The sequence below is a fragment of the Elioraea rosea genome (assembly GCF_007644105.1).
Classification (GTDB): domain Bacteria; phylum Pseudomonadota; class Alphaproteobacteria; order Acetobacterales; family Acetobacteraceae; genus Elioraea_A; species Elioraea_A rosea.
In genome coordinates this window covers 211802-235130 of sequence record NZ_VFAC01000001.1, presented here as the reverse complement: position 1 = coordinate 235130, position 23329 = coordinate 211802, and the positions used below count along the sequence as shown (strand labels likewise).

24 protein-coding genes are annotated in these 23329 nt (G+C 71.0%); 9 read left to right on the top strand and 15 right to left on the bottom strand.

The window, feature by feature from the left end:
* Nucleotides 1–107: 107 nt before the first annotated feature.
* A complete protein-coding gene (locus tag FIF60_RS01155; protein ID WP_144182925.1) occupies nucleotides 108–920 on the top strand; it encodes a sulfite exporter TauE/SafE family protein in 813 nt (270 codons plus the stop codon).
* 7 nt (nucleotides 921–927) lie between these two features.
* Here the strand turns inward: FIF60_RS01155 and FIF60_RS01150 are convergent, their stop codons facing one another.
* Complete coding sequence (locus tag FIF60_RS01150) at nucleotides 928–2388, bottom strand: CHAD domain-containing protein (RefSeq protein ID WP_144182923.1); 1461 nt, start codon at nucleotides 2386–2388, stop codon at nucleotides 928–930.
* Nucleotides 2381–2926, bottom strand: coding sequence for a SixA phosphatase family protein (locus FIF60_RS01145; protein WP_239451434.1), 546 nt, complete (start codon nucleotides 2924–2926; stop codon nucleotides 2381–2383). Before FIF60_RS01145 ends, FIF60_RS01150 begins: the two co-directional genes overlap by 8 nt.
* Before the next feature lie 149 nt (nucleotides 2927–3075).
* On the opposite strand from FIF60_RS01145, the gene FIF60_RS01140 reads away from it, so the two are divergent.
* Genes FIF60_RS01140 through FIF60_RS01120 form a run of 5 tightly spaced genes read left to right on the top strand, consistent with a single transcriptional unit; the run spans nucleotide 3076 to nucleotide 7255 of the window.
* A complete protein-coding gene (locus FIF60_RS01140) occupies nucleotides 3076–3810 on the top strand; it encodes an SDR family NAD(P)-dependent oxidoreductase (protein ID WP_144182921.1) in 735 nt (244 codons plus the stop codon).
* Nucleotides 3811–3824: 14 nt separating this feature from the next.
* Entirely contained in the window at nucleotides 3825–4469 is a 645-nt protein-coding gene (locus tag FIF60_RS01135; protein WP_144182919.1) for a DUF6134 family protein, read from the top strand.
* A 5-nt stretch (nucleotides 4470–4474) separates the two neighbouring features.
* Nucleotides 4475–6028, top strand: coding sequence for a cryptochrome/photolyase family protein (locus tag FIF60_RS01130; RefSeq protein ID WP_144182917.1), 1554 nt, complete (start codon nucleotides 4475–4477; stop codon nucleotides 6026–6028).
* Nucleotides 6025–6804, top strand: a complete 780-nt coding sequence (locus FIF60_RS01125; protein WP_144182915.1) for an SDR family NAD(P)-dependent oxidoreductase — start codon at nucleotides 6025–6027, stop codon at nucleotides 6802–6804. Before FIF60_RS01130 ends, FIF60_RS01125 begins: the two co-directional genes overlap by 4 nt.
* 4 nt (nucleotides 6805–6808) lie before the next feature.
* Nucleotides 6809–7255 carry a nuclear transport factor 2 family protein gene (locus FIF60_RS01120; RefSeq protein ID WP_144182913.1) on the top strand — a complete coding sequence of 149 codons (447 nt, stop codon included), beginning with the start codon at nucleotides 6809–6811 and terminating at the stop codon, nucleotides 7253–7255.
* Between the two features lie 311 nt (nucleotides 7256–7566).
* Here FIF60_RS01120 and FIF60_RS21455 read toward each other — a convergent pair whose 3' ends face one another.
* The 3 genes from FIF60_RS21455 to FIF60_RS01105 form a co-directional block, all read right to left on the bottom strand.
* Nucleotides 7567–8190: a PEP-CTERM sorting domain-containing protein gene (locus tag FIF60_RS21455; RefSeq protein ID WP_158639013.1), complete on the bottom strand. Its 624-nt coding sequence runs from the start codon at nucleotides 8188–8190 to the stop codon at nucleotides 7567–7569.
* A 307-nt stretch (nucleotides 8191–8497) separates the two neighbouring features.
* Nucleotides 8498–9709, bottom strand: coding sequence for an NnrS family protein (locus FIF60_RS01110; RefSeq protein ID WP_144182909.1), 1212 nt, complete (start codon nucleotides 9707–9709; stop codon nucleotides 8498–8500).
* 13 nt (nucleotides 9710–9722) lie between these two features.
* Entirely contained in the window at nucleotides 9723–10268 is a 546-nt protein-coding gene (locus FIF60_RS01105) for a hemerythrin domain-containing protein (RefSeq protein WP_144182907.1), read from the bottom strand.
* Between the two features lie 30 nt (nucleotides 10269–10298).
* Here FIF60_RS01105 and FIF60_RS01100 point away from each other — a divergent pair, with 30 nt between their 5' ends.
* Nucleotides 10299–10835, top strand: coding sequence for an RrF2 family transcriptional regulator (locus FIF60_RS01100; protein WP_456305137.1), 537 nt, complete (start codon nucleotides 10299–10301; stop codon nucleotides 10833–10835).
* Here the strand turns inward: FIF60_RS01100 and FIF60_RS01095 are convergent.
* Genes FIF60_RS01095 through FIF60_RS01060 form a run of 8 tightly spaced genes read right to left on the bottom strand, consistent with a single transcriptional unit; the run spans nucleotide 10786 to nucleotide 18638 of the window.
* Nucleotides 10786–11250 (bottom strand): GNAT family N-acetyltransferase, encoded by a 465-nt coding sequence (locus tag FIF60_RS01095; protein ID WP_144182903.1) that lies wholly within the window; start codon nucleotides 11248–11250, stop codon nucleotides 10786–10788. The two genes, FIF60_RS01100 and FIF60_RS01095, sit on opposite strands and share 50 nt — an antisense overlap.
* On the bottom strand, nucleotides 11250–11810 hold the full coding sequence (locus tag FIF60_RS01090) for a DUF3833 domain-containing protein (RefSeq protein WP_239451432.1): 561 nt from the start codon (nucleotides 11808–11810) through the stop codon (nucleotides 11250–11252). The genes FIF60_RS01095 and FIF60_RS01090 overlap by 1 nt, the downstream gene beginning before the upstream one ends.
* Nucleotides 11807–12541 (bottom strand): metallophosphoesterase, encoded by a 735-nt coding sequence (locus tag FIF60_RS01085; RefSeq protein ID WP_144182901.1) that lies wholly within the window; start codon nucleotides 12539–12541, stop codon nucleotides 11807–11809. Before FIF60_RS01085 ends, FIF60_RS01090 begins: the two co-directional genes overlap by 4 nt.
* Nucleotides 12538–13860, bottom strand: coding sequence for an MFS transporter (locus tag FIF60_RS01080; protein ID WP_239451431.1), 1323 nt, complete (start codon nucleotides 13858–13860; stop codon nucleotides 12538–12540). Before FIF60_RS01080 ends, FIF60_RS01085 begins: the two co-directional genes overlap by 4 nt.
* A 2-nt stretch (nucleotides 13861–13862) precedes the next feature.
* Nucleotides 13863–15080: an SAM-dependent methyltransferase gene (locus FIF60_RS01075; protein ID WP_144182899.1), complete on the bottom strand. Its 1218-nt coding sequence runs from the start codon at nucleotides 15078–15080 to the stop codon at nucleotides 13863–13865.
* 13 nt (nucleotides 15081–15093) lie between these two features.
* Nucleotides 15094–15873 (bottom strand): DUF1365 domain-containing protein, encoded by a 780-nt coding sequence (locus FIF60_RS01070; protein ID WP_144182897.1) that lies wholly within the window; start codon nucleotides 15871–15873, stop codon nucleotides 15094–15096.
* The gene (locus tag FIF60_RS01065) at nucleotides 15870–17180 is read right to left on the bottom strand and encodes an NAD(P)/FAD-dependent oxidoreductase (RefSeq protein WP_239451430.1); all 1311 of its coding nucleotides are present in this window, start codon (nucleotides 17178–17180) and stop codon (nucleotides 15870–15872) included. Before FIF60_RS01065 ends, FIF60_RS01070 begins: the two co-directional genes overlap by 4 nt.
* Complete coding sequence (locus FIF60_RS01060) at nucleotides 17181–18638, bottom strand: cryptochrome/photolyase family protein (RefSeq protein WP_144182895.1); 1458 nt, start codon at nucleotides 18636–18638, stop codon at nucleotides 17181–17183. It lies immediately after the preceding gene.
* Nucleotides 18639–18816: 178 nt separating this feature from the next.
* On the opposite strand from FIF60_RS01060, the gene FIF60_RS01055 reads away from it, so the two are divergent.
* Nucleotides 18817–19428 (top strand): FMN-binding negative transcriptional regulator, encoded by a 612-nt coding sequence (locus FIF60_RS01055; protein WP_144182893.1) that lies wholly within the window; start codon nucleotides 18817–18819, stop codon nucleotides 19426–19428.
* A 36-nt stretch (nucleotides 19429–19464) separates the two neighbouring features.
* On the top strand, nucleotides 19465–20031 hold the full coding sequence (locus FIF60_RS01050; protein ID WP_144182891.1) for a GNAT family N-acetyltransferase: 567 nt from the start codon (nucleotides 19465–19467) through the stop codon (nucleotides 20029–20031).
* Here FIF60_RS01050 and pdeM read toward each other — a convergent pair.
* Together pdeM and FIF60_RS01040 are read right to left on the bottom strand one after the other, a co-directional pair.
* Complete coding sequence (pdeM, locus tag FIF60_RS01045; RefSeq protein ID WP_144182889.1) at nucleotides 19998–20687, bottom strand: ligase-associated DNA damage response endonuclease PdeM; 690 nt, start codon at nucleotides 20685–20687, stop codon at nucleotides 19998–20000. The genes FIF60_RS01050 and pdeM overlap by 34 nt on opposite strands.
* The gene (locus FIF60_RS01040; protein WP_239451429.1) at nucleotides 20684–23311 is read right to left on the bottom strand and encodes a ligase-associated DNA damage response DEXH box helicase; all 2628 of its coding nucleotides are present in this window, start codon (nucleotides 23309–23311) and stop codon (nucleotides 20684–20686) included. The genes pdeM and FIF60_RS01040 overlap by 4 nt, the downstream gene beginning before the upstream one ends.
* Between the last annotated feature and the right edge of the window lie 18 nt (nucleotides 23312–23329).

Here is a 23329-nt window from a genome sequence, read left to right as displayed (position 1 = left end):
TCATGGCAGGCGGTGCGGGCAGGGGCACGACGCGTGGGACGTGTCGTGGCATACAGCGCCGGGGCCGGCCCGTCAGCGCCCCGTCCGTCACCCTCCGAGCAAGGCAGATGCCGTCCCTCGCGCGCTTGACCGAAGCCCTGCCTGCGCTACTCGCCGCGCCGATCTCCGAGCCCTGGTTCTACGCGGTCGCGATTCCGACGCTCCTGGTCACGGGCATCAGCAAGGGCGGCTTCGCCTCGGGCGGCGGCAACCTCGCCGTGCCGGCGATGGCGCTGACCATCCCCGCAGCGCAGGCAGCCGGCATCGTGCTGCCCATCCTCTGCGTGATGGACATCGTCGGCATCTGGGCCTACCGGCGGTCGTGGGACAGGCGCCTGATGCTGATCCTGCTGCCCGGGGCGATCGCGGGAATCGTGCTCGGCGCGCTCGCGTTCGGCGAGCTCTCCGACAGGGCGGTGAAGACGCTGATCGGCGCGGTCGCGGTCCTGTTCACCCTGCATGCCTGGGGCAAGGCGTGGCTCGCGCGCGGTCAGCGAAGCGAGCCGCCGGGCGAGAACCGCCCCGCGGCCTTCGCCGCGAGCCTCGCCTCCGGCTTCACCTCCACGCTCGCGCATGCGGGCGGGCCGCCGCTTGCCGTGTACCTGCTGCCACGACGCTATCCGCGCGCGCTGCTCAACGCGACGACGGTGATGTTCTTCGCCTTCGTGAACTACGTGAAGCTCGTGCCCTACGCGATGCTGGGGCAGCTCAACGTCACCAACCTCTCGACCTCGGCGGTGCTGCTTCCGACCGCGCCGGCTGGCGTGCTGCTCGGCTTATGGCTCTCGCGCCGCGTGCCGGACGCGCTGTTCTACAGGATCGTCTTCGCGCTCCTGTTCGCGACCGGCCTCAAGCTCCTCTACGACGGCCTCGCCGGCTGAGCCCGGCTCACCCGTCCCAGAAGACGTCGCGGCCGAGGAACTCCTCCCAGGCCTCGAAGGCTGCCTCGCGCGCACCATCCGCCTTGGCGGCGATCCAGCCCTCGACCACGCCCGAGGCGAAGGCCGACGCCTCTCCCGGCTCGCCCACCTCCTCGAGAAGCACCGCGCCCACCTCCGCGTCGTTCAGGTGGCCAAGCTCCTCCTGCACCGCGGCGAGCGACTTCAGGAACCGGCGCGCCTTCTTCTGCCCGAACAGCGGCGCGAACATCTCGCCCGCATAGCGCAGGCGCTTGCAGTCGAGGCGGAGGCGGTGAAGCTCGGCGATCGGCAGGCCGGAGAGGTCCTCGCCATGGCGCAGCACGCGCTTGAGCCGCTTGTTGAGTGCGCGTGCGGCGAAGCCTTCGACGGGCTCGGGCGCGGCGCCTGGCGCTGCCGCGAGCTCGGCGAGTGCGAGGCCGAGCAGCCGGAAGCCCGGGCTGTCAAGCGATGCGCGCAGCGCGGCATAGGCCGCCTCGCGCACCGCCTCGGCCCGCCTCGCGAGCGCGGCGATGCGCTCCTCCTCGGGAAAGGCCGCGCGCACGGCGGCGAGCCTGCCGGTGATGAACACGTCCCAGTCCCGCGCGGGGCCGAGCGTCGCGGCGAGCCCCTTCAGCCCGGCCGAGGCGCGTTCGCCCTCGGCGCCGCCGACATCGCGGAACAGTGACAGCGCCGAGCGGAGCCGGCGAAGCGCCACCCTGGTCTGATGCACGCCCTCTGGCGTCTCTCCCGCGTCCGCGGCCGGGGCGTTGGCGAGGATCGCGAGGCAAAGATGCGCGACGATCGCCGAGAAGGCCTGTTCCGTGGTCGCCCCGCGCGCGATGGCGGGGGCGCCGAGCCGGAGCGGGCGCGGGGGCGCCCCGCGCGCGAGCGCGCGCGCCTCCTCGGCGATGGTCGTCGCCGGGATGGCTAGGGGAAGATCGGCCGCCAGCGAAGCGGCGAGGGCGAACACCGCCTCGCGCTCGCCCTCGAGGGTGAGGCGGGCGACCGGCCGCTCCGCCGTGACGGCGCGAAGCGTTCCGGCGAGAAGGGTGACCGTAACCCCAGCCGCCTGAGCGACCGACCGACGGCCCTCGAAGGCGGCGAGGCTCTGCGGCACGAGGTGCTCCGCCAGCGCAGCGATCAGCCCCGGGCGTGGCTGGCGATCGGGAAGCGGGGCTTCGGCGAGTACCGGCATGGGCCGGCCCGGGAGCCAGGTCTCGCCCGCCTCGGGTCGGCAGCGCACCAGACGTTGGACCGCACCGCGCCGGCGTGCCTCGACCACAAGCGCGAGCCCTTCCTCGCCGAGCGAACCGTCGGCGGCGCAGTACCAGACGAGGGAGACGCCGCTGCCCCGTACCCGCGACGCGATCGCCGGGCGCCGGAATGCCTTGGCGGCCGCGCCGGGCTCAAGCGTGAGCTCCAGCGCGAACGGCGCCGCGTGCTCAACCATCCTTCGGCAGGAGATCGCGCGGGCAGAGGAAGCGTACGAGCCGCCCGCCGCCAGCCTCGAGACCCCACCAGGGGCTCGCGACGGCGAACTCGGCGAGCCCGCCCGTCGGATAGCGCTCGCCCAGCTTCTCGGCCTCCCGCCCGCCGCGGGCGAGCCCGCCCGGCCCCGCCAGGGTCAGCGCCAGGTTGTGCATGCCGGGGTTGTGGCCGATCAGGAGCACCGAGCGCGCGGTTTCCGGCACCGCGTGCAGCATCTCGAGCATACGCTCGGCCGGGGCGAGGTAGAGGCCCTCGTCCTCGTCGACCAGCGGCGAGGCGTCGAACGGCTCGATGGCAGCGAGCGTTTCGCGCGTCCTTCGCGCGGAGGAGACGAGCACGATGTCGGGCGAGAGGCCGAGTTTCCGCATCGCCTCGCCCATCGCCGCCGCGTCGCGCTGGCCGCGCGCATCGAGCGGTCGGTCATGGTCCGGCAGCCTGGCATCGTCCCAGGCGGATTTTGCGTGGCGCAGCAACAGAAGCTGTCGCATGGCGGCGGGCACGGGGCTCCGTCGGTTGGCTTGCGCGCGACCATGCCACGGACGCCGCCCCGCGCCCATCCCCGGCGGGGCTGGGTTTCACGCTCACGTCAACGGTTGATGTGGCCTCGCTCGACCCCACCATCTGTTGCGGATTGCGACAGGGAGCGGTGATGCAGGGCGCGGTTCTGGTTTTCGGTGCGACGGGTGGGATCGGCGGGGCCATCGCCTCGGGCCTTGCTGCGTCCGGCCGCGCGGTGCACCTCGCCGGGCGCGACCAGGATCGCCTTGGCGAGCTGAGCCGCCGGCTCGGCGCGCCCGCGAGCGTCTGCGACGTTCTCGAGCCGGGTGCCATCGCACGCACGGTGGCCGAAGCCGCGATCCCGCATGGCGGCGCCCTGAGCGGGCTCGTTTTCGCGGTCGGCTCGATCGTCCTCAAGCCGCTCAAGCGCGCGACGGCGGAGGACCATCTCTCCGCCTACCGCCTGAATGTCGTGGCCGCCGCCGAGGCGATCGCCGCTGCGGAAGGCGCGCTGAAGGCGGGGCAGGGCTCGGTGGTGCTGTTCTCCTCCGTCGCCGCGCGATCGGGCTTTGCCAACCACTCGGTGATCGGCCCTGCCAAGGCGGCGGTCGAGGGCCTCGCCGTCGCGCTCGCGGCCGAGCTTGCGCCGGCCATTCGCGTCAACTGCATCGCGCCGAGCCTGACCCGCACAGGGATCGCCACGCCGCTGACAGGCAACGAGGCGATGGCCAAGGCGATCGCCGCGCAGCACCCCATTCCGCGGCTCGGCGAGGCGGAGGATGCCGCAGCGCTCGCGCGGTTCCTGCTCGGCCCCGAGGCGGGGTGGATCACCGGCCAGGTCTTCGCCGTCGATGGCGGGCGGTCGAGCCTGCGCACCAAGGGATAGGATAAGGAGGAACGATGCCCGCCCGTCGGTCGCTTCTGCTTGCCGCGCCCGCCCTTCTCGCACCGCGCGCGCTTCTCGCGGCGGTCCCGTCCGGCAACCGCATCGCGTTCGACGTGTTTCGCAACGACAGCCCGATCGGCACGCATGTGCTGAACTTCGCGCGCGACGGCGGCGATGTGCGCGTCTCGATCGCGATCGACTTCGCCGTGCGGTTCCTCGGCATCACCGCGTTCCGCTACGTGCACCGCAACGCCGAGCTGTGGCGCGGCGACAGGCTGATGTCGATCGAGAGCACGACCGACAACAACGGCACCCCCTTGGCGGTGAAGGCGGTGGCCGACGGGCGCGGCATCGCCGTCGAGGGAACGCAGTCGGGTGCCTATGTCGCGCCGCGCGAGGCGATTTCGACGAGCTACTGGCATGCCGCCTTCCTGCGCGAGCAGAAGATCGACACCCAGGGCGGCAAGCTTCTCGCGACGACGATCGAGCGCCTCGGCGAGGAGGAGGTGCCGGTCGCCGGCCGGCCGACGCAGACGACGCGCTGGCGCATCAGCGGGGATCTCTCCCTCGACATCTGGTACGACCGCGCGGGAAGCTGGTGCGCGCTCCGCTTCACGCGCAGCGACGGCTCGGTCATCTCCTACACGCGCACCGCCTGAGGCGCATGGCCGGGGGCACCCTCCGCGTCGTCCTCGGCGACCAGCTCACGCGCGGCCTCTCCGCGCTCGACGGCCTCGACCCGGCTTCCGACACGGTACTGATGGCCGAGGTGATGGGCGAGTGCACCTACGTGCCGCACCACAAGGCCAAGATCGCGCTCGTCCTCTCGGCGATGCGCCATCATGCCGCCGCTCTCGAGGCGGAGGGCGTGCGGGTCGACTACGTTCGGCTCGACGATCCCGCAAATTCCGGCTCGCTCTCCGGCGAGGTCGCGCGTGCCGTGCGCGGGCACCGTCCGGATCGGATCGTCGCGACAGAGCCCGGCGAGTGGCGCGTGCTCGAGGCAATGCGCGGCTGGGAATGTGAGACGGGGACCGCCGTCGAGATCCGCCCCGACCGGCGCTTCATCGCCTCCCGGGAGGACTTCGCCTCCTGGGCCAAGGGGCGGAAGAGCCTCAGGATGGAATTCTTCTACCGCGAGATGCGGCGCCGCACCGGGCTCCTGATGGTCGATGGCGAGCCGGCGGGCGGCGCCTGGAACTTCGATGCGGAGAACCGCAAGCCCCTGCCGAAAGGGCTGCGCGTTCCCGCCCCGCCGCGATTCGAACCCGACGCGATCACGCGCAATGTGATCGCGCTCGTTTCCGAACGCTTCGGCGGCAACTTCGGCGCGCTGGAGGCGTTCAACTTTCCCGTGTCCATCGGAGAGGCGCAGGCGGCACGCGACGCGTTCATCCGCGACCGCCTTCCCTCATTCGGTGACTACCAGGACGCGATGGCCGAAGGAGAGGCGTTCCTCTTCCACTCGCTTCTCTCGACGAGCCTCAATCTCGGCCTGCTCGATCCGCTTGAGGTCTGCCGCGCGGCCGAAGCGGCGTGGCGCGAGGGGCGGGCGCCGCTCAACGCCGTCGAGGGCTTCATCCGCCAGATCATCGGCTGGCGCGAATACGTGCGCGGCCTCTACTGGCACCTGATGCCGCGCTACGCCACGCTCAACGCCCTCGGGGCGGATCGTGCGCTTCCCGGGTTCTACTGGACGGCGGACAGCGGCATGGCGTGCATCGACGCGGTCGTCTCCCAGACACGTGACCATGCCTACGCCCATCACATCCAGCGCCTGATGGTGACGGGCAATTTCGCCCTGCTCGCGGGCATCGACCCGGACGAGATCAACGCCTGGTATCTCGCCGTCTACGCCGATGCGTTCGAATGGGTCGAACTGCCGAACACGCACGGCATGGCCATCCACGCCGATGGCGGCATCATGGCCTCGAAGCCCTACGCGGCCTCGGGTAAGTACATCGACCGGATGAGCGACCACTGCCGCTCCTGCCGCCACGATGTGCGCCAGGCAACCGGCCCGCAAGCCTGCCCGTTCAACGCACTCTACTGGAACTTCCTGGCGCGGCACCGCGACCGTTTCGAGGGTAATCCACGCATGGCGCAGATGTACCGGACGATGGACCGGATGGATGCAGGCAAGGTCGCGGCGATGCGGAGGCAGGCCGAGGCCTTCCTCGACCGCGTCGCGCCGCGCCGGGCCGGGAGGGCCGCATGAGCCCGCGCCCCGCCACGCCGCAGGACGGGCTTGCCTGGGTCACCGGCGCCTCGAGCGGCATCGGCAGGCAGGTCGCGCTCGACCTCGCCCGCGCGGGCTGGACCGTCGCCGTCACCGCCCGCCGCGAGGAGGAGCTCGCGAAGCTCGCGGCGGAGGCCCCCCCGAACACGATCCTCGTCGCCGCGGCGGACGTGACGGACGCAGACGCGGTGGCGAAGGCGGCGAAGGCGGCCGAGGTGACCGCTGGGCGGCCGATTGCGCTCGCCATCCTGTCCGCCGGCACCTATGTCACCGACAGCGCGCAGCGCTTCGACCTCGCCGCCTTCACCAACCAGGTGAACGTCAACGTGATCGGCACCGCCAATGCGGTGAATGCCGTGATGCCGGCGATGATCGCGCGCCGCTCCGGCCAGATCGCGATTGTCTCGTCCGTCGCCGGCTATCGCGGACTGCCCCGGGCCATCGCCTATTCGACGACCAAGGCCGGGCTGATCGCGATGGCGGAGAGCCTGAAGTTCGACCTCGACCGCGCCGGCGTGATGGTCAACCTCGTGAATCCCGGCTTCGTGAAGACGCCGCTGACCGACCGGAACGAGTTCCCCATGCCGTTCCTGATGAGCGTCGAGGAGGCATCCCGCCGCATCGTCACGGGACTGTCACGCGGGCGGTTCGAGGTGTGCTTCCCGCGCCGCTTCGCGTATATCCTCAAGGTCATGCGCATCCTTCCCTACGCCCTCTACTTCCCCCTCGTGGGCCGTTCGACCGGCGCGCGCTGAAGCGATGGCGGCGACCACCACGCTCAACCCCCGCGCTGCAGCGCTCGCTGCCTGGGGGGCGGCGTGGGAGGAGCTTCGACCCGGAACGATCGAGCGTCTGCTGTCGCTCGCCGCGGCCGACATCCATTTTCGTGACCCGTTCCATGACGTGCGCGGCCGCGAAGCACTCCGGCGTATCCTCTCGCGCATGCTCGAGCGTGTGCCGAACCCCCGCTTCGCCGTGACCGACCGCGCCTTCGGCATCGAGGCCGGCTACATCCGCTGGAGCTTCGCCTGGGGCGAGGGAGAGAAGGGCGGGCGCATCGAGGGGTTGAGCGAGGTCCATCTCGGCGCGGACGGGCTGGTCACCGCCCATCTCGACCATTGGGACAGCGCTAGCCAGCTCTACGCCCGGCTTCCCGTGCTCGGCGGGATGATGCGGCTTCTCGCCCGCCGCGTCGGCGGCGGCTGAGAGCCGATCCGGAAGGATCCGACCCAGCTTGACGGCTTTGCCGCGAGGCTTCGAATGAGTGTGCGGATCATGGCAATTCGGACGAAGGCCGCAGGACCCGCTGCAGCGCATGCCTGCGGCAGCCGGTGGACAGCGCGTGGATCACCGGTTCACCATCTCGCGCGCATCGACCGCATCGGTTCGCCGCACGCCGATGTTCGCCAGTCGAGATGTTCGTAAGACGATACGATCGCCCGCTGCGTGGGAATCGTCGGCAGGGGCAGTGACTCGCATACGATTTGCGCCAACCCGACCTCTTTCCGGATCGGATCTCAGCCCGCGCGGGGGCTGCGGCGCGCCACGCGCAGGCCCAGCAGGCCGGCGCCGAGCAGCGCGAGGCTTGCCGGCTCCGGCACCGGCACAGGCGCTGTCGGAATCGCCTCGACCGTGATCGCGACGACGTAGTCCCAGCTCCGGGAGCCTACGCCGTCCAGGAAGAATGACTGCATGGTGAGCGTCAGGTCGCCCGCCCCGACAGTTGCCCCGCTGAACACGCTGGTCGTTGGCAGATCGCCCACGAACGACCGGGCGAAATTGACCTGCCCGCGCAGCGTTCCGTCAAGCGCTCCGAGAAAGCCACCGCCGACCCCATTCCCGTCCGTGACGTAGTTGCTGACCGCGATCGTGATGCCGGTGATGCGGAGCGTGGACGCCAGGGTCACGTTGAAGACGTCGAGGTCATCGTCGCGAGAACAGAAGGCGCCGCTGCATGCAATGCTGCCGGTGACGGTGTTCAGGCCGACATCCAGCGCGCCGAGCAGCGTTCCGGGGAGGCTGTTGGCGATATCCGTCCCCTCGACATAGGTGATCACCGCTGCCTCGGCGGGCGCAGCCAGCGCCAAGCCGGCGGCGATGGCGGTTGCACGCAGAAGATAAGTCGTACGTCTCTCGCGCATGTGGTCCCCTTCGTCACGCCGCCCTCGGCGTTGCTCCAGCACCGTTGCACGGGGGAGGGGGGGGCGCAACGGAGCGCGAACACATCTGCCGACCGGCAGCGCAACCAGCGATGCCTGTCGCCATGCGCGCTCGCCCGGGCAGCTCACCGACCATGCGCGCCAGCCCGCCGCCCGCCCGAATGCGCCTGCGCGACCGTGTCGTTTGACGCCGGCACGCGCAGGCGCTTCCCGGCACTGACGACGCATCCCGTCACCGCCCACCTGTGATGCGGCTTCTCGCGCGCCGCGTCGGCGGCGGCTGAGCGCTTCAGCCGGGTTTTCCGTCCGCCCGCGACCCGATGAGCATCGGCGCATGCACGGCGAGGAACAGCGCGAAACCTAGGATCCAGAGCGCGCCGGCCGCGGCAGTCGCCACCATCCTGTCATCCGCGACGAGGCCGCCGAAGCACCGCAGAAGCGCTGCCGAGGCGATGCAGAGATAGGCCCCGACGGTCGCCGGCGCGGCGACGAGATCGCGCCCGGTATGGCCGAGCGTGGCGCGCGTCATCACCGCGAGGATCATCAGCCCGAGCGCGCCGATCGTCTGCAGGTGCAGCCAGGCAGACGCCCATCCGGCATCGAGCAGAAGTGCTGCGGCCTTGAGCGCGAGCGCGGCCGGGACGAAGGCATAGGCGAGGTGCAGCACCCAGAGGATCGGCCAGCGCCAGGTCGCGAGGCCATGCCAGAGCGAGAGGCGAAGCAGCACGAGCGCGGCAGCGACCGCGGCGACCGCGCCGGCGGTCGTCGAGCCGGGGGCGGCGAGGTCGGACGCCACAACGGCGGCGAGAGACAGCATCGCCGCCTGGTCGAGGCCGCGGATCGGGCGCGCCTCGCGCGGCATCCCCTCGCGGCGGAGTGCGTTGAGCGTGAAGGCCGGAACGATCCGTCCGCCGATCAGCCCGACGAGAAGCAGCGCGACATTCGCCATCAGCATCTGGCCGGTGGCCCAGGTGTCGGCTTCCCACCATGACGCCGCCTCGCCGAGCATCAGCACCTGGCCGGACCAGAACGCGAGGATGATGGCGGGGGGCAGGAACAGCTTCGGCGCCTTCGACTGGACGAGCGCCGGCAGGACCAGAAGCACGGTCGCCGGAATGGGCAGCAGCGCGAGCGGCGCGGCAAGGCCGATCGGCACGGGCGATCCGGGCAGGAGGGCCAGCCGTGCCGCGAGGAACAGCGTGGCGATCAGGATGAGCGGCGGGCCGGAATAGCCGCGCCGCCCCGTCCAGTTCGGCACGGCCGTCATCACGAAGCCGATCATCGCCGCAGCCACGAAACCCCCAAGCAGCTCGTGCGCATGCCAGCGCAGCATCGGCAGCGGGCCCTCCGGCACCGCCACACCGGCGACCACCAGAAGCCAGGCCGCCACGGAGGCGGGCGCGACGAGCCCGGCCATCAGGAAGAACGGCCGGAACCCATGCGCGAACAGGGCGAAGCCCCTGCGCTCCCCAGCCGCGCCCACCCCCGTGATCGCATTCATCGAGTGGCCTCCCTCATGTCCTGAAACGGGGGAAGAGGATGTCGTTCTCGATGTGCATGTGTGTCTCGAGATCCTCCGCGAGCTTGCGCGTTCCGGCATAGAGCGCCCGCCAGGAGCCGCAGGCCCCGTCGGGCGGAACATGCCCGTTGGTCAGCTGGGCAAGTGCGCGCAGCGCCTCGCCATGCCCTGCGTGCTCGTGGCGCATCACCGCGATCGGCCCGTCGATAATCGCGTGCCCTCCTCTTCGCATCATCGGGAAGAGGACCGCCTCCTCCTTGGCCATGTGGTCGGTCAGGTCCTGGGCAATTGCTTCGAGCAGCGTCGCGAGGCCGAGCGGGGCGTCATCGACATCGGCGTGCACACGCTCGACGCGCCTCGCCAGCGCAATGAGTTCGGGCAGCTCGCGCCGGTGCGCGGCGTGGTAGCGGGCCAGCACATGCTCGATGAGCGCGCCGGTCTCCTCAGGCAACGGACTGATCTCGCCGTCATCGGCGGTCGCCGCCGTGCGGGTGTTGCAGCCGCAGCCGGGGGAGTGGTGGTGGAGGGAGGCGTCTGACATGGCTGGGTTCCTGGCCGGTCACGAACTGGTATTTGTGATACCAATTACTCTTGCGCCGAAATCTGGTATTGTCAATACCAGTTTCCAGCAACAGCCGGGAGGCAGGTCCTGCGACTTCTCGCGTCCACCGATTTCGCTCTCCGCGTGCTGCTCTGCCTCGGCGCCGAGCCGGGGGAGATCCGCAGCACCGAGGCGCTCGCGACCGAGATCGGCGTGCCGCGCAACCATGTGCACAAGCTCGTCCAGGCGCTCGCAGCGCTTGGTCTCGTTCGCACGGTGCGTGGGGCGCGCGGCGGGGTTCAGCTCGGCCGTCCGGCGGAGAGGATCAGCATCGGTGGCGTGGTGCGGCAGCTTGAGGCCGGCCAGGCGCTCGTCGAGTGCTTTCGCGAGGACGGCGGCGCGTGCCGCCTCATGCCCGGCTGCCGGCTTCGCAATGCGCTGGCGCGCGCCCGCGATGCCTTCCTCACGACCCTCGATGCGGTGACGCTCGCCGACTGCCTCGGCGACGCCGCCGTACTCAACCCAGCCGGCGCCGCATCAGTGCATAGGGCTTCCCGCCCTCGGTGATCGTGCCCGCGTCCTGCCAGCCGAGCCCGGCGTAGAGCGCTGGCGCGGAGTTGGTGAAGAGCCAGAGCGTCTCGAACCCGCCGCGCCGCGCCGCGCTCTCGACCGCGGTGACGACGACGCGCGCATAGCCCCGCCCGCGTGCCTCGGGTGCGACGAACACGGAGGCGAGCCAAGGCGTGAGTTCGGGGCGGCTGTCGGCATCGGCGGCGGTGAGGCTCGCGGTGGCCACCGCAACGCCGTCCTCGAGCGCCACGACGGTCTGCTCGAGCCCAACCCGCGCAGTGCGCGACGCGATGCGCGCGAGAACCTGATCGAGCGTGCGGCCCTTGCCGCGGCCCCATTCCTCCCAGAGCCAGGGCGCGACGACCGGCGCGAGCTCCGGCCGCTCGGCGATCGTCGCGAGTGCGAGTGCCATCAGGCTGGCGTCCTGCGGAAGGCGAGCTGAACCGTCCCGATCCAGATGCCCCAGCGGTAGACCTTCGCCGTATTCAACACCGTCTCCTCGTCGATGCGGAACATCCAGTCGTCGAAGCGCACCTCCCAGGTGCTGTCGCCGACCTTCAGGTTGATCCGGTAGCCGAACTGGAAGGCGTTGCCCGCCTCGCGCCCCTGCGCAACGCCGATCACGTCGTCCGCCCGGCCTTCCCACATGCGGTCGCCGGTGCGCGTCAGCCGCCAGATGCGGCGCTGCTTCTCGCCGTCGTTGTAGGTGAAGTCCTCGTCGAGCGTCAGCGTCGTGCCGTCCCAGGTGCCGTCGATGTCGACGACGAAGGTGCGGCGCACCGTGCCGAACCGGTCCTCGAACAGGCCGGCGGCGCGGGTGCGCCCGGCGAAGTACTCCTCGAGACGGAGCTCGGGCGTGCGCCCGGCGAAATCCTCGATCTTCATTCCCCCTCCGCATCCAGCGAGAACGAGCACAGCAAGCATGGCGACGGCCATGCGGCTCCAGGCCTTGCGCATCATCTGTCCGGTCATCCCTCCTTCTCCGGCTCGAGGTCGCACCACGAGAGGTGCCCACCTTTGCCGGCGCCCGTATCCATGAACACGGCGCTGCCGCCGCCGCGCCCCGCCCTCACATGGGGGCGGCCGTCGGTCGTGCGGATGTCGTGCCCGCAATAGACCGTGAGCCCGCGCGGGATCGCATCGACCCACTCCAGCACGCGCACGGGGTAGCCGGTCGCGGTGACCGCGCCGCGCACAGCCTGGCCGTAGAGCGCGCGCGCGAGCACCGGGTCCGGCTTGCGCGCGCCGGCCTCGGCCGGTGGCGGTGCGGCGAGCATCGCGGGGTGGAACCCGCCATGGACGAAGAGCCGCGTGCGCCCCCACGCGACCCAGGCGGGGGCTGCGGCGATCTCGGCGATGGCGCGGGAAGAGAGGGCTTGCCCGTCCGGGTGCGCGGCAAGCTGCGCGAGCGTCGCGCCGAGCCCGTCGGGTTCGGCCGACACGGCATTGCCGAGCAGCGCGCGGCGGAGCTTGTGGTCATGGTTGCCGAGAAGGAACAGCCCGGCGCCGCGATCGAGCGTGTCGAACATGGCAGCGAGCGCGCCGGGGCTGTCTGGCCCATGGTCGGTCAGGTCGCCGAGCTGGACGACGAAGAGCCGCTCCGCCGCCGCGCCAACGAGCGCGGCGCGGAACGGCACGGCCTCGCCGTGGACGTCGCCGATCACGCGAACGCCGCGGTATCCCCCGGGAAGCGAAAGCCTCATTGCGCCGCCGCCTCGATGCGCGCGCGCAGTCTCTCCTGTTCCGCCCGGTCGATCGGGAAGTGCCACATGATGGCGACGGCAATGAGCTTCAGCAGGATCGGCGCGCCGCAGTAGAGGGCGACCAGCGCGCCGAGCCCCTGCACGCCGCCGTCGGTGCGGAAGCCCAAAAGCTCGAGAAGCGGCAGGCCGAGCCCGACCGCGAGGGCGTTTCCAAGCTTCTGCGCCATCGAGGCGAGCGCGAACAGCAGGCCCGCCCGACCCTCGCCCGTCTCGAGCCGATCGAGATCGACCACATCGGCCTGGATCGCCGGCGGCAGCGCGAGATCGGCCCCGAGTGCTGCGCCGGAAAGGATGGAGATGACGAGGAAGGCAAGCCAGTCTCCCGCCCCGAGAAGCGGCACGAAGCCGAACACGACCGACGCCCACAGCATCGCCGTGCACCAGGTGCGGTGCTTGCCCATACGCGCGGCGACCGCCGTCCAGCCGGGAACGGCGAGGATGGCGGCAAGGAAATAGGCAAGCAGCAGCAGTCCCGCCTTGTCCTCCGCCACGAGGAGATGCGTCACCACCAGAAGGAACAGCGCCGCCGGCAGACCGTTGGCGATGCCGTTCACCACCCAGGCGGAGATCAGCCGCCGGAACGCGCGGTTAGCGAGAAGCGGCGCGAACAGGGCGCCGAGGCTCTGCCTTTGCAGTGGCGCCGGCGCGGCCGCTGTGTCGGGCACCGCGAGGAACAGCATCGCGAAGGCCGGGATCGCAAGCGCGAGCGTGGCGAACGCGAGCGCGCGCAGGTCGGCAGCGATCCCGCCGGGCATCAGTGCAGGCACGAGCGCGGAGGCGATGATGCCGCCGAGCGTCGCCGCCTCGCGCCAGGCGGTGACGCGCGTGCGCTGGTGATACTCGCCCGACAGCTCCGCGCCCCAGGCCGTGTGGGCGATGTTGAGCATCGTCCAGCCGAGATAGACGAGGCTCGCTGTCACGAAGAGGTGCCCCGCACCTGCGCCTTCGGGCGGAACGAACAGAAGCCACACGGCAGGCGCGGCGACCGGAAGCGCTGCCGCGACCCAGGGGCGGCGGCGTCCGAGCCGGCCGCGCGAGCGATCCGACAGCAGGCCGATGAGCGGGTCCGTCACCACGTCGAGAAGCCGTGTCGCGAGGAGCACGAGGCCGACCGTGGTCAGCCCGAGCCCGAGCGTCTCACCCCAGAAGGTCGGGAGGTAGACGTTCAGTGGCAGGCCAAGGATGGCGAGCGGAAAGGCGGGCGCGGCGTAGCAGGCTAGCAGCCCCGCCGGCAGGGCGCCTCGGCGCGCGCTCGGCACCGTCAGGGCCGGGCGAGCACGATGCGCCCGACATCGGTCCAGCCCGCGCGGAACCCGGTCTCGCAATAGGCGAGGTAGTACTCCCACAGGCGCTTGAAGCGGTCATCGTAGCCGAGCGGCGTGATCCCGGGCCAGGCACGCTGGAAGTGGTCGTTCCAGATCCGCAGCGTTTCGGCATAGGAATTTCCGAACCATTCCTCCCTTGCCCAGGCGAGCCCGGCGCGGGCCACCTCCTCGCGCAGCCGTGAAGGCGAGGGAAGCATCCCGCCGGGAAAGACGTAGCGCTGGATGAAGTCGGCGCTGGTCCGATAGGCGGGAAAGAATCGGTCAGCGATCGTGATGATCTGCAGCCCCGCAAGCCCACCGGGCACCAGCCTTCCGTGCACGGCGGCGAAGAATGCCGGCCAGTAGGCCTCGCCAACCGCCTCGAACATCTCGACCGACGCGATGCGGTCGAACCGCTCGGGGACGTCGCGATAGTCCTGCAGCCGGATCTCGACACGGTCGGACAATCCCGCCGTCGCGATCCGGGCGGAGGCGAAGGCGTGCTGCTCGCGCGAGAGCGTCAGCGCGACGACGCGCGCGCCGAAGTCGCGCGCCGCTGTTTCCGCGAGGTAACCCCAGCCGCAGCCGATCTCGAGGAGTGTCTGTCCCGGACGAAGGTCGATCGCGGCGAGGAGATTTCGCACCTTGCGCGCCTGCGCGGCCTCGAGCGTCTCACCCGCTTCGGCGAACTCAGCCGAGGAGTAGGTCATCGTCGGGTCGAGCCAGGCGGCGTAGAACTCGTTGCCGAGGTCGTAATGGGCGGCGATGTTGCGCCGCGCGCCACGCCGCGTGTTCGGCCGGAAGGCGTGGTAGAGCCGCGACAGCGTGCGGACCAGGACGCTGCCGCGCAGCACCTCGTCCCATTCCGCTTCGTTCGCCGCGGCGAGCGCCATCACCGCGCGGATGTCGGGGCTCGACCAGTCGCCGTCGAGATAGGCCTCGGCCCAGCCGAGGCTGCCGCCGAAGGCGAGGCGGCGGATCGCGCGCGGATGCGAGAGCGTGACATGCGCCTCGGGCCCGGGGCGGTGCCCCCCGAAGCGGTGCATCGACCCGTCCGGCAGGGTGAGCATGAGATGCCCGGTGCGGATCAGCCCCGCGAGCCTGAGAGCAAGTCGAAAGCGCCGGTCCTGCTTCTTGGCGCGCGGCGAGGGCAGCGTGGTATCGGTTCCGTGCATCGTCGAGGGTCCGTCAGGCCGCCACCGTCACCGGCGGTTCGGGTGGGGCGGGGCGGGAGTGGAACCTCGCCCCCTTGCGCCAGAGCCGCAGCGCCTCCCAGTGGATCGCCGCGATCGTCTTGGCGGTGACGAAGGGCAGAGCGGCAAGGGCGGCGGCGAGCGCGCGGTCCGTCATCGGCACGCCGCGGCCGGCCATCGTCGCAGTGAGCAGCGCCGCTCCCTCGCCGTCGCACTGGTCGATCGCCATGGCGAAACGGTCCGCTGGCCGCGACAGCGTGAAGCCGTAGCGGCACTGCATGTCGATGAAGGGCGAGACGTGCATCACCTTCTCCGCCGCATGCCGCCACGGCGCGGCGCCTGCGAGGGGGGCGATGTAGGCGTGCTGGTCGCCGAACGTGTTCTTGACCTCGTAGAGCACCGCACCCGGCGTCCCGTCCTCCCGGTCGCAGAAATAGATCGATATCGGGTTGAACACGTAGCCCAGGATGCGCGGCATGGCGAGTAGCCTGATCCGCGCCGCACACTCCGCGAGGCCAGCCCGGGCGAGGGCGCCCTCCACCCACGGGCGAAGCGGGGAGCCGTCACGCGCGCCATGATCGCGCGACCGGAACGACACGATGCCGCGCCGATCCGCCGCGAACAGGCGCGAACGGGCGTCGAGCTCGCCGATCCGGTCGATGTCGAGCAGCAGGGTCCAGATCCTGTATTCGAACCGGTGCGCGAAGGGTTGGTGGCGCGCGTGCATCACGCGCATGCGGTATAGCAGCGCCGGCTCGCCGTCGAGGCCGCTCATGCGGCGCGTTCCAGTTCCTGCGCTTCCCAGGGCGGCGAGACACCGAAGTCGCGCGCCACCGCGACGGCGGAGGCGATGCCGTCCTCGTGGAAGCCGTAGCCTGTCCACGCACCGCAGAACCAGGTTCGGTTGGCGCCCTGGAGCGACGGCAGAAGGCGCTGCGCCTCGATCATCGCGGCATCGTAGCACGGGTGGCGATAGGTCTTCTCCAGGAGCACGCGCGCTGGGTCGGGCTCCTGCAGCGGGTTCAGCGTGACCAGGAGCGGCACCGGCGTCGGAAGGTTCTGCAGCCGGTTCATCCAGTAGGTTAGCGAGACCTCGCGGCGAAGATCCTCGCTGTCGCGCGCGAGGTAGTTCCATGACGACCACACGCCGCGCCGGCGCGGCATCAGCGCCGCGTCGGTGTGAAGGATCATTCGGTTCGCCTGGGTGCGCACGGCCCCGAGGATGCGCCTCTCCTCCGCCGTCGGTTCGGCGAGAAGCCTCATCGCCTCGTCGCCATGGGTGGCGAGAATCACGCTGTCGTGGCGCACCGAGGCGCCGTCCTCGAGGCGGATGGTCACGCCCGTCTCGTCGCGCAGCACCGCGGCAACGCGCGCTGCCTTGCGCACGCCCGCGCCGAGCGCCTCCTCGATGCGCGCGACGTAGCGGCGCGACCCGCCGGTGACGGTGCGCCACCGCGGCCTGTCTGAGAGGCGGAGAAGCCCGTGGTTCACGAAGAACCGCACGAAGCTGCGCGCGGGGAAATCGTGCATCGCCTGGACCGAGGCGGACCAGATGGCCGCGCCCATCGGCAGGATGTGGTCCTCGACGAAGCCGGGGCCGTAGCCGTTCCGGTCGAGATACTCGCCGAGGCTCAGGCTGTCCTCGCCCTCGAGAAGCCGCGGCGCCTCGCGGTAGAAGCGGATGATGTCGCGCAGCATCGCGAGGAAGCGGGGCCGGGCGATGTTGCGCTTCTGCGCGAAGAGCTGCGGGATCGACCCGCCGCCGTACTCGAGCGCGCCCTCGCCGATCGAGACGCCGAAGCTCATGTCGGAGGCCTCGGTCGCGACGCCGAGATGGGCGAAGAGCGCGGTGAGGTGGTGGTAGTTCAGCGTGTTGTAGACGATGAAGCCGGTATCGACGGCAACCTCGCGCCCGGCAACCTTGACATGCTGCGTGTCGGCATGGCCGCCGAGCCGCGGCTCGGCCTCGTAGAGGGTGACGGTGGCGGCATCGCGCAGGAGCCAGGCCGCTGACAGGCCAGAGATGCCCGCGCCGATCACCGCGACGGAGCGGCGCGGCTCCATCCTCCACACACCGTCCATTCAGGCTGCCCCCTTGTTCCCGGAAATCGTCTCGAGCGCGGAGAGCGCGCGGGCGCGCGCCGCGCCGTGCTCCACGATCGGTTTCGGATAGTCGCGGCCGAGCGTGATGCCCGCGCCGCGCAGAACGGCCGCGTCCGCCTCCCAGGGGCGGTGGATCAGTTTCGCGGGAAGCCGCGCGAGCTCCGGCACGTAGCGCCGGACATAGGCCCCGTCTGGGTCGAACTTCTCGCCCTGGAGTACGGGGTTGAAGATGCGGAAATAGGGCGCGGCATCGGCGCCGGAGCCGGCGACCCACTGCCAGGATGCGCTGTTGGAGGCGAGGTCAGCATCGACGAGCGTGTCCCAGAACCAGGCCTCGCCGTCCTGCCAGGGAAGCAGAAGGTGCTTGATGAGGAATGAGGCGACGATCATCCGCACGCGGTTGTGCATCCAGCCCGTCTGCCAGAGCTGGCGCATGCCGGCATCGACGATGGGATAGCCCGTGATCCCCTTCTGCCAGGCGGCGAGGCCGGCCGCGTCGCGCCGCCAGGGGAAGTCGGCGAAGGCGGGCTTCAGGGCCTCCTCCGGCATCTCCGGCCGGTGCCAGAGAAGGTGGTAGCTGAACTCCCGCCAGAGCAGCTCCTGCAGGAAGGTACGCGTCGCCGCGCTGCGGGGCGACCCTGCGCGGAGGGCGGCGTGCCAGACCGTGGCCGGCGAGATCTCGCCCCAGCGCAGGTGCGGCGAGAGGCCCGAGGTGGCGTCGAGATCGGGGCGATTGCGCGTCTCGTCATAGGAGGCGAGGCCGCGGGAGACGAAACGCTCGAGCCTCACCGCAGCCCCGGCCTCGCCAGGCGTCCAGCTCTCGCGCAGGCCTTCGGCCCAATCCGGCTTCGTCGGCAGGAGCCCCCAGTCATCCAGCCTCTCCGAGCGGGGCAGGCGGTCGGGGGCGGGGATGCGCTCCGGCGCCGGCGCAGGCTCGGGCGGGGGCAGGCGGTCGAAGCAGGCCCGGCTAAACGGGGAGTAGACGCCGTAGGGGCCGCCGGCCTTGGTCTCGATCTCCCAGGGCTCGAACAGAAGCGCGGTCTTCGCGCCGATGATCTCGACGCCCTTCGCCTTCAGCGCCGCGGCGACGCGCTTGTCGCGCTCCCGCGCCCAGGGTTCGTAGAGGCGGCCGGCGAACACCTGCTCCGCCCCCGTCTCGGCGGCGAGCTCGGCGAGCACGGTATCGGCCTTGCCGCGGCGGAGGATGAGCACACCGCCGCGTTCGGCGATCGAGGCGTCGAGCGCGGCAAGGCTCCCGTGCAGCCACCAGCGCGAGGCGCCGCCGGGCGCCCAGCGTCCTGGGGTCTCCTCATCGAGTACGAAGACGGGCAGCACAGCGCGACCGGCCGCGACCGCTCCAAGGAGCGCATCGTTGTCGGAAACACGCAGATCCTGCCGCACCCACCATATCACCGGTGTCCCGGTGGGCGTTTGCATGCGCCGGAAACCTCGTTCGTCTTCCCAGTCCGTTGCCCGGCGCGTGCGGCCTCTCTACGGCCATTCCGCCTCTTCCGATGCCTCGATATGGGACGGGCGGGGATTTTGCCAGTCCCGACATGCAGCCCCGCGTGCGCTGCGCTGGACAAACATCGCCGTGAGGCATGATTCTCCGCGCATGTACGCGCCTTCCTCCTTCCGGGTGAACGACCCTGCTGCCTTGCGCGCGATGGCCGAGGCCGTCCGATTCGCGACGCTCGTGGTCAACGGCGAGGACGGGCCGGTTGCGGCACACCTGCCGCTCGTGTTCGACGGCGAGGATCTCGTCGGCCATCTCGCGCGGGCCAACCCGCTCGCGGGGCTGATCGGGCCGGGTGTGCCGGCGCTTGCGGTGTTCGTCGGGCCGTCCGCCTATGTCACGCCGTCGTGGTACGCCTCCAAGCGTGAACACGGAAAGGTTGTGCCGACCTGGAACTACCTTGCGGTGCAGGCAAGGGGACGACTGGACCCCGTAACTGATCCGGCAGCACTCCGCGACGTCGTCGCCCGGCTGACGGATGTGCAGGAGGCGGGGCGCGAGATGCCCTGGGCGATCGAGGATGCGCCGGAGGCGTTCATCCTCGGCATGATGAAGGGCATCGTCGGATTCCGGCTGCGCGTCACCGCGCTCGAGGGAACGGCGAAGCTCTCGCAGAACCGTCCGGAGGCCGACAGGCAGGGCGTGCACGACGGCATGGCCGCGACCCCCAAAGCCGACGCGCAGGCGCTGGCTGCGCTGATGCGGCGCTAGGCCCACCCAGCCGAAGCGCACGCCAGGCGATTTCCGATGGCGCTCTCCGTTCCCGAGTTGGACACGCCCCGGCTGCACCTCCGCGGTCATCGACCGGACGACTTCGAGCCCTACGCCGCCATGTGGGCAGACCCCAACGTCGTCCGCTACATTGGCGGCGCTCCGGTCACGCGGGAGGCTGCGTGGACGCGGTTCCTGCGCCACGCCGGGCTCTGGCATTTCCTCGGTTTCGGCTACTTCGCCGTGGAAGAGAAGGCGACGGGTGCCTTCGTCGGCCAGGTCGGATTCCAGGACCTTCGCCGCGCCATCACGCCCTCGATCGAGGGAACGATGGAGGCCGGCTGGGTGATCGCCCCGGTCGCGCAGGGCCAGGGCTACGCAATCGAAGCCATGCGCGCGGCCCTGGCCTGGGCCGATGCAGCGTGGCCGGTTCCCCGCATGACCTGCATCATCGAGCCGAGCCATGCGGTGTCGCTCGCCATCGCAGCGAAGCTCGGCTTCGTGGAGTTCGCTCGCGCCGACGGCCAGGGGAGCCAGCTCGTCCTGCTCGAGCGACGCCGCCAGGGCGATCAGGCTTCCGCCGGAGAGGCCGCGCGGAGCTGAGCGAGGGTGAAGCTGTAGAGCCTGCCCCGGCCCTGCAGGAAAACGCGGCAGCCGCGCGGGAACAGCCCAGCGATCGCCTGGTCGCGCACGTCGAGCCCGCCCGTGTAGGCGCCGAAGGCAGGCAGCATTAGCCGCCGCGAATCGGCGACGAAGCAGGGGCGGGACACGGCCTTGCCCCGCGTCGGCACGAGCGCCTTCGGGTGGTGATGGCCGCAGATCTCCGGCGTGCCGCCGCCGCCCTCGTGGCGGAACGCGATCGCCCCCTCGCGCCATTCCGCGACGGCCATCCCTGGAAAACCCGCGGGCGGCGCAGGGTCGTGGTTGCCGAGGACCCAGACGAGCTCGGTGACGGCCGCGATCGCACGGAGACGCTCTGCCTCGGCCGCGCCGAGCCGCGCCGCGCCATGCCGGTCATGGAACGAATCGCCGAGCGCGACGAGCCGTGCGGGCCGGTAGCGCCGGATCAGCGGCGTGAGCCTGTCGAGCGTCGCGCGGCTGTCATAGGGCGGCAGGAGCGCGCCGCGGGCGGCGAGTGAGGAGCCCTTCTCGAGATGCAGGTCGGCCACCGCCATGAGGCTTCGTGCCGGCCACCAGAGTGCGCCTTCCGGGTCGAGCATCAGGCGCTCGCCCGCGATGTGGATCGGTGCTGCCGTCATTCGTCGAGCGGCAGCTCGGCCTGCCGGCGGCCGCGCAGGGAGCGAAGCGTCACGCGGCCCTGGGTTCCGGGCGAATGCGCGGCAGGGCGCGCATCGCGCCGCGCATTGGCGCGGTGGACGGGGTGGACGCGGGGCGGTGGCGGCGCGGGCTCTGCCTCACCCAGTGCCTCTGCGATCAGCGCTGCCTCCTCCGCCTCGGCGAGCAGCGCCTCCTCGCCCTCTCCCGAGCGGACGCTCTCGCGCCCCACCTCGAGCAGGACCGGAACCGCGAGAGGCGAGACACGCGACAGCGCCATGTGGACGACGCGCCCCTTCGCGCGCGCGAGCAGGCCCGCGACGCGGCCGACATCGACAAGCCCGCGCGCCGCATCGGCCCGCGTGGCGCGCAGGAGCACATGGTCGGGCTCGTGCTTGCGCAGCACGTCGTAGACGAGATCGGTGTTGATGGTGATCTGCCTCCGGTTCTTCTCCGCTCCGGGAACGTGACGGTCGATCAGCCCAGCGATCACCGCGACGGTGCGGAAGGTGCGGCGGAGCATCGAGCTCTCCGCCATCCACTCCTCGAGATCATCGCCGAGCATCTCCTCGCCGAACAGCTCGGCCACGCGCAGCGGCTGATGCGCCGACCAGACGGCGACGACATAGTCGGTCGCGACGAAGCCGAGAGGGCCGAAGCCCGCGCGCTCCATCCGCCGGGTCAGGAGCATCCCCAGCGTCTGGTGTGCGTTGCGCCCCTCGAAGCAGTAGGCGACGAGGAACCACTTGCCGCCGCGCGGGAAGGTCTCGACGAGAAGGTTGTTGCGACCGGGAAGGCGCGAGCGCGATCTCTGCAGGCGAAGCCATTCGGCGACGCTGTCGGGAAGGTCGCTCCAGCGCTCCGGCGTCTCGAGCATCGCGCGCACGCGGTCGGCGAGATAGGTGGTGAGTGGCAGGCGGCCGCCGGCATAGGCAGGCACCTTCGGGTCCTGCCCCTGGGCCGGGCTACATTCGACGATCGTCTCGCGAAGCCGGTCGAACCGCAGGACGCGGCCGGCGAACAGGAACGTGTCGCCCGGGTTCAGCATCGAGACGAAGTACTCCTCGATCTCGCCCAGCTGGAGCCCGCCGAAGCCGCGGCCGAGCCGCACCTTGAGAAGCGGCGCCTCGACGATGGTGCCGATGTTCATCCGATGCCGGCGCATCACCGCCTCGGAGGCGGCATGATGGCGCCCCTCGGAATCGCGGAACAGCCGCCGGTGTCGCTCATAGGCCGACAGCGCGTAGCCGCCATCGGCGACGTAGCGGACCACGTCGTCGAAATCCTGCCGCGACAGCGCCGCGTAGGGTGCCGCGCGCGTCACCTCGGCGTAGAGCTCGTCTACCAGGAACGGCGCGGCGCAGGCCATGCCGAGGACGTGCTGGGCAAGCACGTCGAGCCCGCCAGGCGGGGGCGGGTCGCCGTCGAGGTCGTGCGCGGCAACACCGTCGAGCGCCGCGCGGCATTCGAGCACCTCGAAGCGGTTCGCGGGTACGAGCACCGCGCGCGAGGCCTCGTTCCAGCGATGGTTCGCCCGCCCGATGCGCTGCATCAGCCGCGACACGCCCTTCGGTGCGCCGACCTGGATGACGAGATCGACATCGCCCCAATCGATGCCGAGGTCGAGCGAAGAGGTGGCGACGACCGCCTTCAGCCGCCCCTCGGCCATCGCCTGCTCGACGCGTTCGCGCTGCTCGCGCGCGAGAGAGCCGTGATGCAGCGCGATGGCGAGCCCGTCGTCGTTCAGCCGCCACAGCGCCTGGAACACGAGCTCTGCCTGCGCGCGGGTGTTGACGAAGACAATCGAGGTGCCGGCCTCGCGGATCAGCCGGTAGATGTCGGGCGTCGCGAGCAGCCCCATGTGGCCCGACCAGGGGAGCGGGCCTTCGGGAAGCATCACGCCGAGTGACGGCTCGGCCCCCTCCGGCGCCTCGATGACGGACACGTCGCCCGCATCCGCCCGGCCCATTGCGGAGAGATAGGCGATGAGCGGCGCGCGATGCGGCACGGTGGCGGAGAGGCCGACGCGGCGCGCCCGCGGGGCGAGGGAGGCGAGCCGCGAGAGGCAGAGGGCAAGCTGGTCACCCCGCTTGGTGCCGGCAAGCGCATGGATCTCGTCGACCACGATGGCCTCGAGGCCCGCGAACATGGCGAAGCTGTCGGGTAGCGAGAGAAGCACCGAGAGGCTCTCTGGCGTGGTGAGCAGAATATGCGGCGGCTTGGCGCGCTGGCGACGCCGTGCCTCCGCTCCCGTGTCGCCCGTGCGCGTCTCGACGGTCACGGCAAGCCCCATGCCGGCGATCGGCGCGGTCAGGTTGCGCGCGATGTCGGACGCGAGCGCCTTCAGCGGCGAGACGTAGAGCGTGTGCAGCCTCGGCGACGCATCCTCGGACAGCGCGGCGAGCGAGCCGAGGAAGCCAGCGAGCGTCTTGCCCGCGCCGGTTGGTGCGATCAGAAGCGCTGAGCGGCCTGCGCGCGCGGCCTCGAGCATCGCGACTTGGTGCGGGTGCGGTGACCAGCCGCGCGCGGCGAACCAGGCGGCGAGCGCCGGCGGCAGGGCCGTCGCGTCGCCCATCGTGCCGCGCTTCGGCTCGTGTTCGGGGAACATCGTCATGTGTCCCGGCGG

Coding starts and splice junctions, on each gene's coding strand:
- FIF60_RS01070 (WP_144182897.1), bottom strand. CDS start 15,873: ATGAGCGGCCTCGACGGCGAGCCGGCGCTGCTATACCGCATGCGCGTG.
- FIF60_RS01135 (WP_144182919.1), top strand. CDS start 3,825: ATGCCCGCCCGTCGGTCGCTTCTGCTTGCCGCGCCCGCCCTTCTCGCA.
- FIF60_RS01090 (WP_239451432.1), bottom strand. CDS start 11,810: ATGACCGGACAGATGATGCGCAAGGCCTGGAGCCGCATGGCCGTCGCC.
- FIF60_RS01095 (WP_144182903.1), bottom strand. CDS start 11,250: ATGGCACTCGCACTCGCGACGATCGCCGAGCGGCCGGAGCTCGCGCCG.
- FIF60_RS01110 (WP_144182909.1), bottom strand. CDS start 9,709: ATGAATGCGATCACGGGGGTGGGCGCGGCTGGGGAGCGCAGGGGCTTC.
- FIF60_RS01140 (WP_144182921.1), top strand. CDS start 3,076: ATGCAGGGCGCGGTTCTGGTTTTCGGTGCGACGGGTGGGATCGGCGGG.
- FIF60_RS01050 (WP_144182891.1), top strand. CDS start 19,465: ATGGCGCTCTCCGTTCCCGAGTTGGACACGCCCCGGCTGCACCTCCGC.
- FIF60_RS01155 (WP_144182925.1), top strand. CDS start 108: ATGCCGTCCCTCGCGCGCTTGACCGAAGCCCTGCCTGCGCTACTCGCC.
- FIF60_RS01085 (WP_144182901.1), bottom strand. CDS start 12,541: ATGAGGCTTTCGCTTCCCGGGGGATACCGCGGCGTTCGCGTGATCGGC.
- FIF60_RS01120 (WP_144182913.1), top strand. CDS start 6,809: ATGGCGGCGACCACCACGCTCAACCCCCGCGCTGCAGCGCTCGCTGCC.
- pdeM (WP_144182889.1), bottom strand. CDS start 20,687: ATGACGGCAGCACCGATCCACATCGCGGGCGAGCGCCTGATGCTCGAC.
- FIF60_RS01125 (WP_144182915.1), top strand. CDS start 6,025: ATGAGCCCGCGCCCCGCCACGCCGCAGGACGGGCTTGCCTGGGTCACC.
- FIF60_RS01040 (WP_239451429.1), bottom strand. CDS start 23,311: ATGTTCCCCGAACACGAGCCGAAGCGCGGCACGATGGGCGACGCGACG.
- FIF60_RS01055 (WP_144182893.1), top strand. CDS start 18,817: ATGTACGCGCCTTCCTCCTTCCGGGTGAACGACCCTGCTGCCTTGCGC.
- FIF60_RS01130 (WP_144182917.1), top strand. CDS start 4,475: ATGGCCGGGGGCACCCTCCGCGTCGTCCTCGGCGACCAGCTCACGCGC.
- FIF60_RS01105 (WP_144182907.1), bottom strand. CDS start 10,268: ATGTCAGACGCCTCCCTCCACCACCACTCCCCCGGCTGCGGCTGCAAC.
- FIF60_RS01075 (WP_144182899.1), bottom strand. CDS start 15,080: ATGCACGGAACCGATACCACGCTGCCCTCGCCGCGCGCCAAGAAGCAG.
- FIF60_RS01150 (WP_144182923.1), bottom strand. CDS start 2,388: ATGGTTGAGCACGCGGCGCCGTTCGCGCTGGAGCTCACGCTTGAGCCC.
- FIF60_RS01060 (WP_144182895.1), bottom strand. CDS start 18,638: ATGCAAACGCCCACCGGGACACCGGTGATATGGTGGGTGCGGCAGGAT.
- FIF60_RS21455 (WP_158639013.1), bottom strand. CDS start 8,190: ATGCGCGAGAGACGTACGACTTATCTTCTGCGTGCAACCGCCATCGCC.
- FIF60_RS01065 (WP_239451430.1), bottom strand. CDS start 17,180: ATGGACGGTGTGTGGAGGATGGAGCCGCGCCGCTCCGTCGCGGTGATC.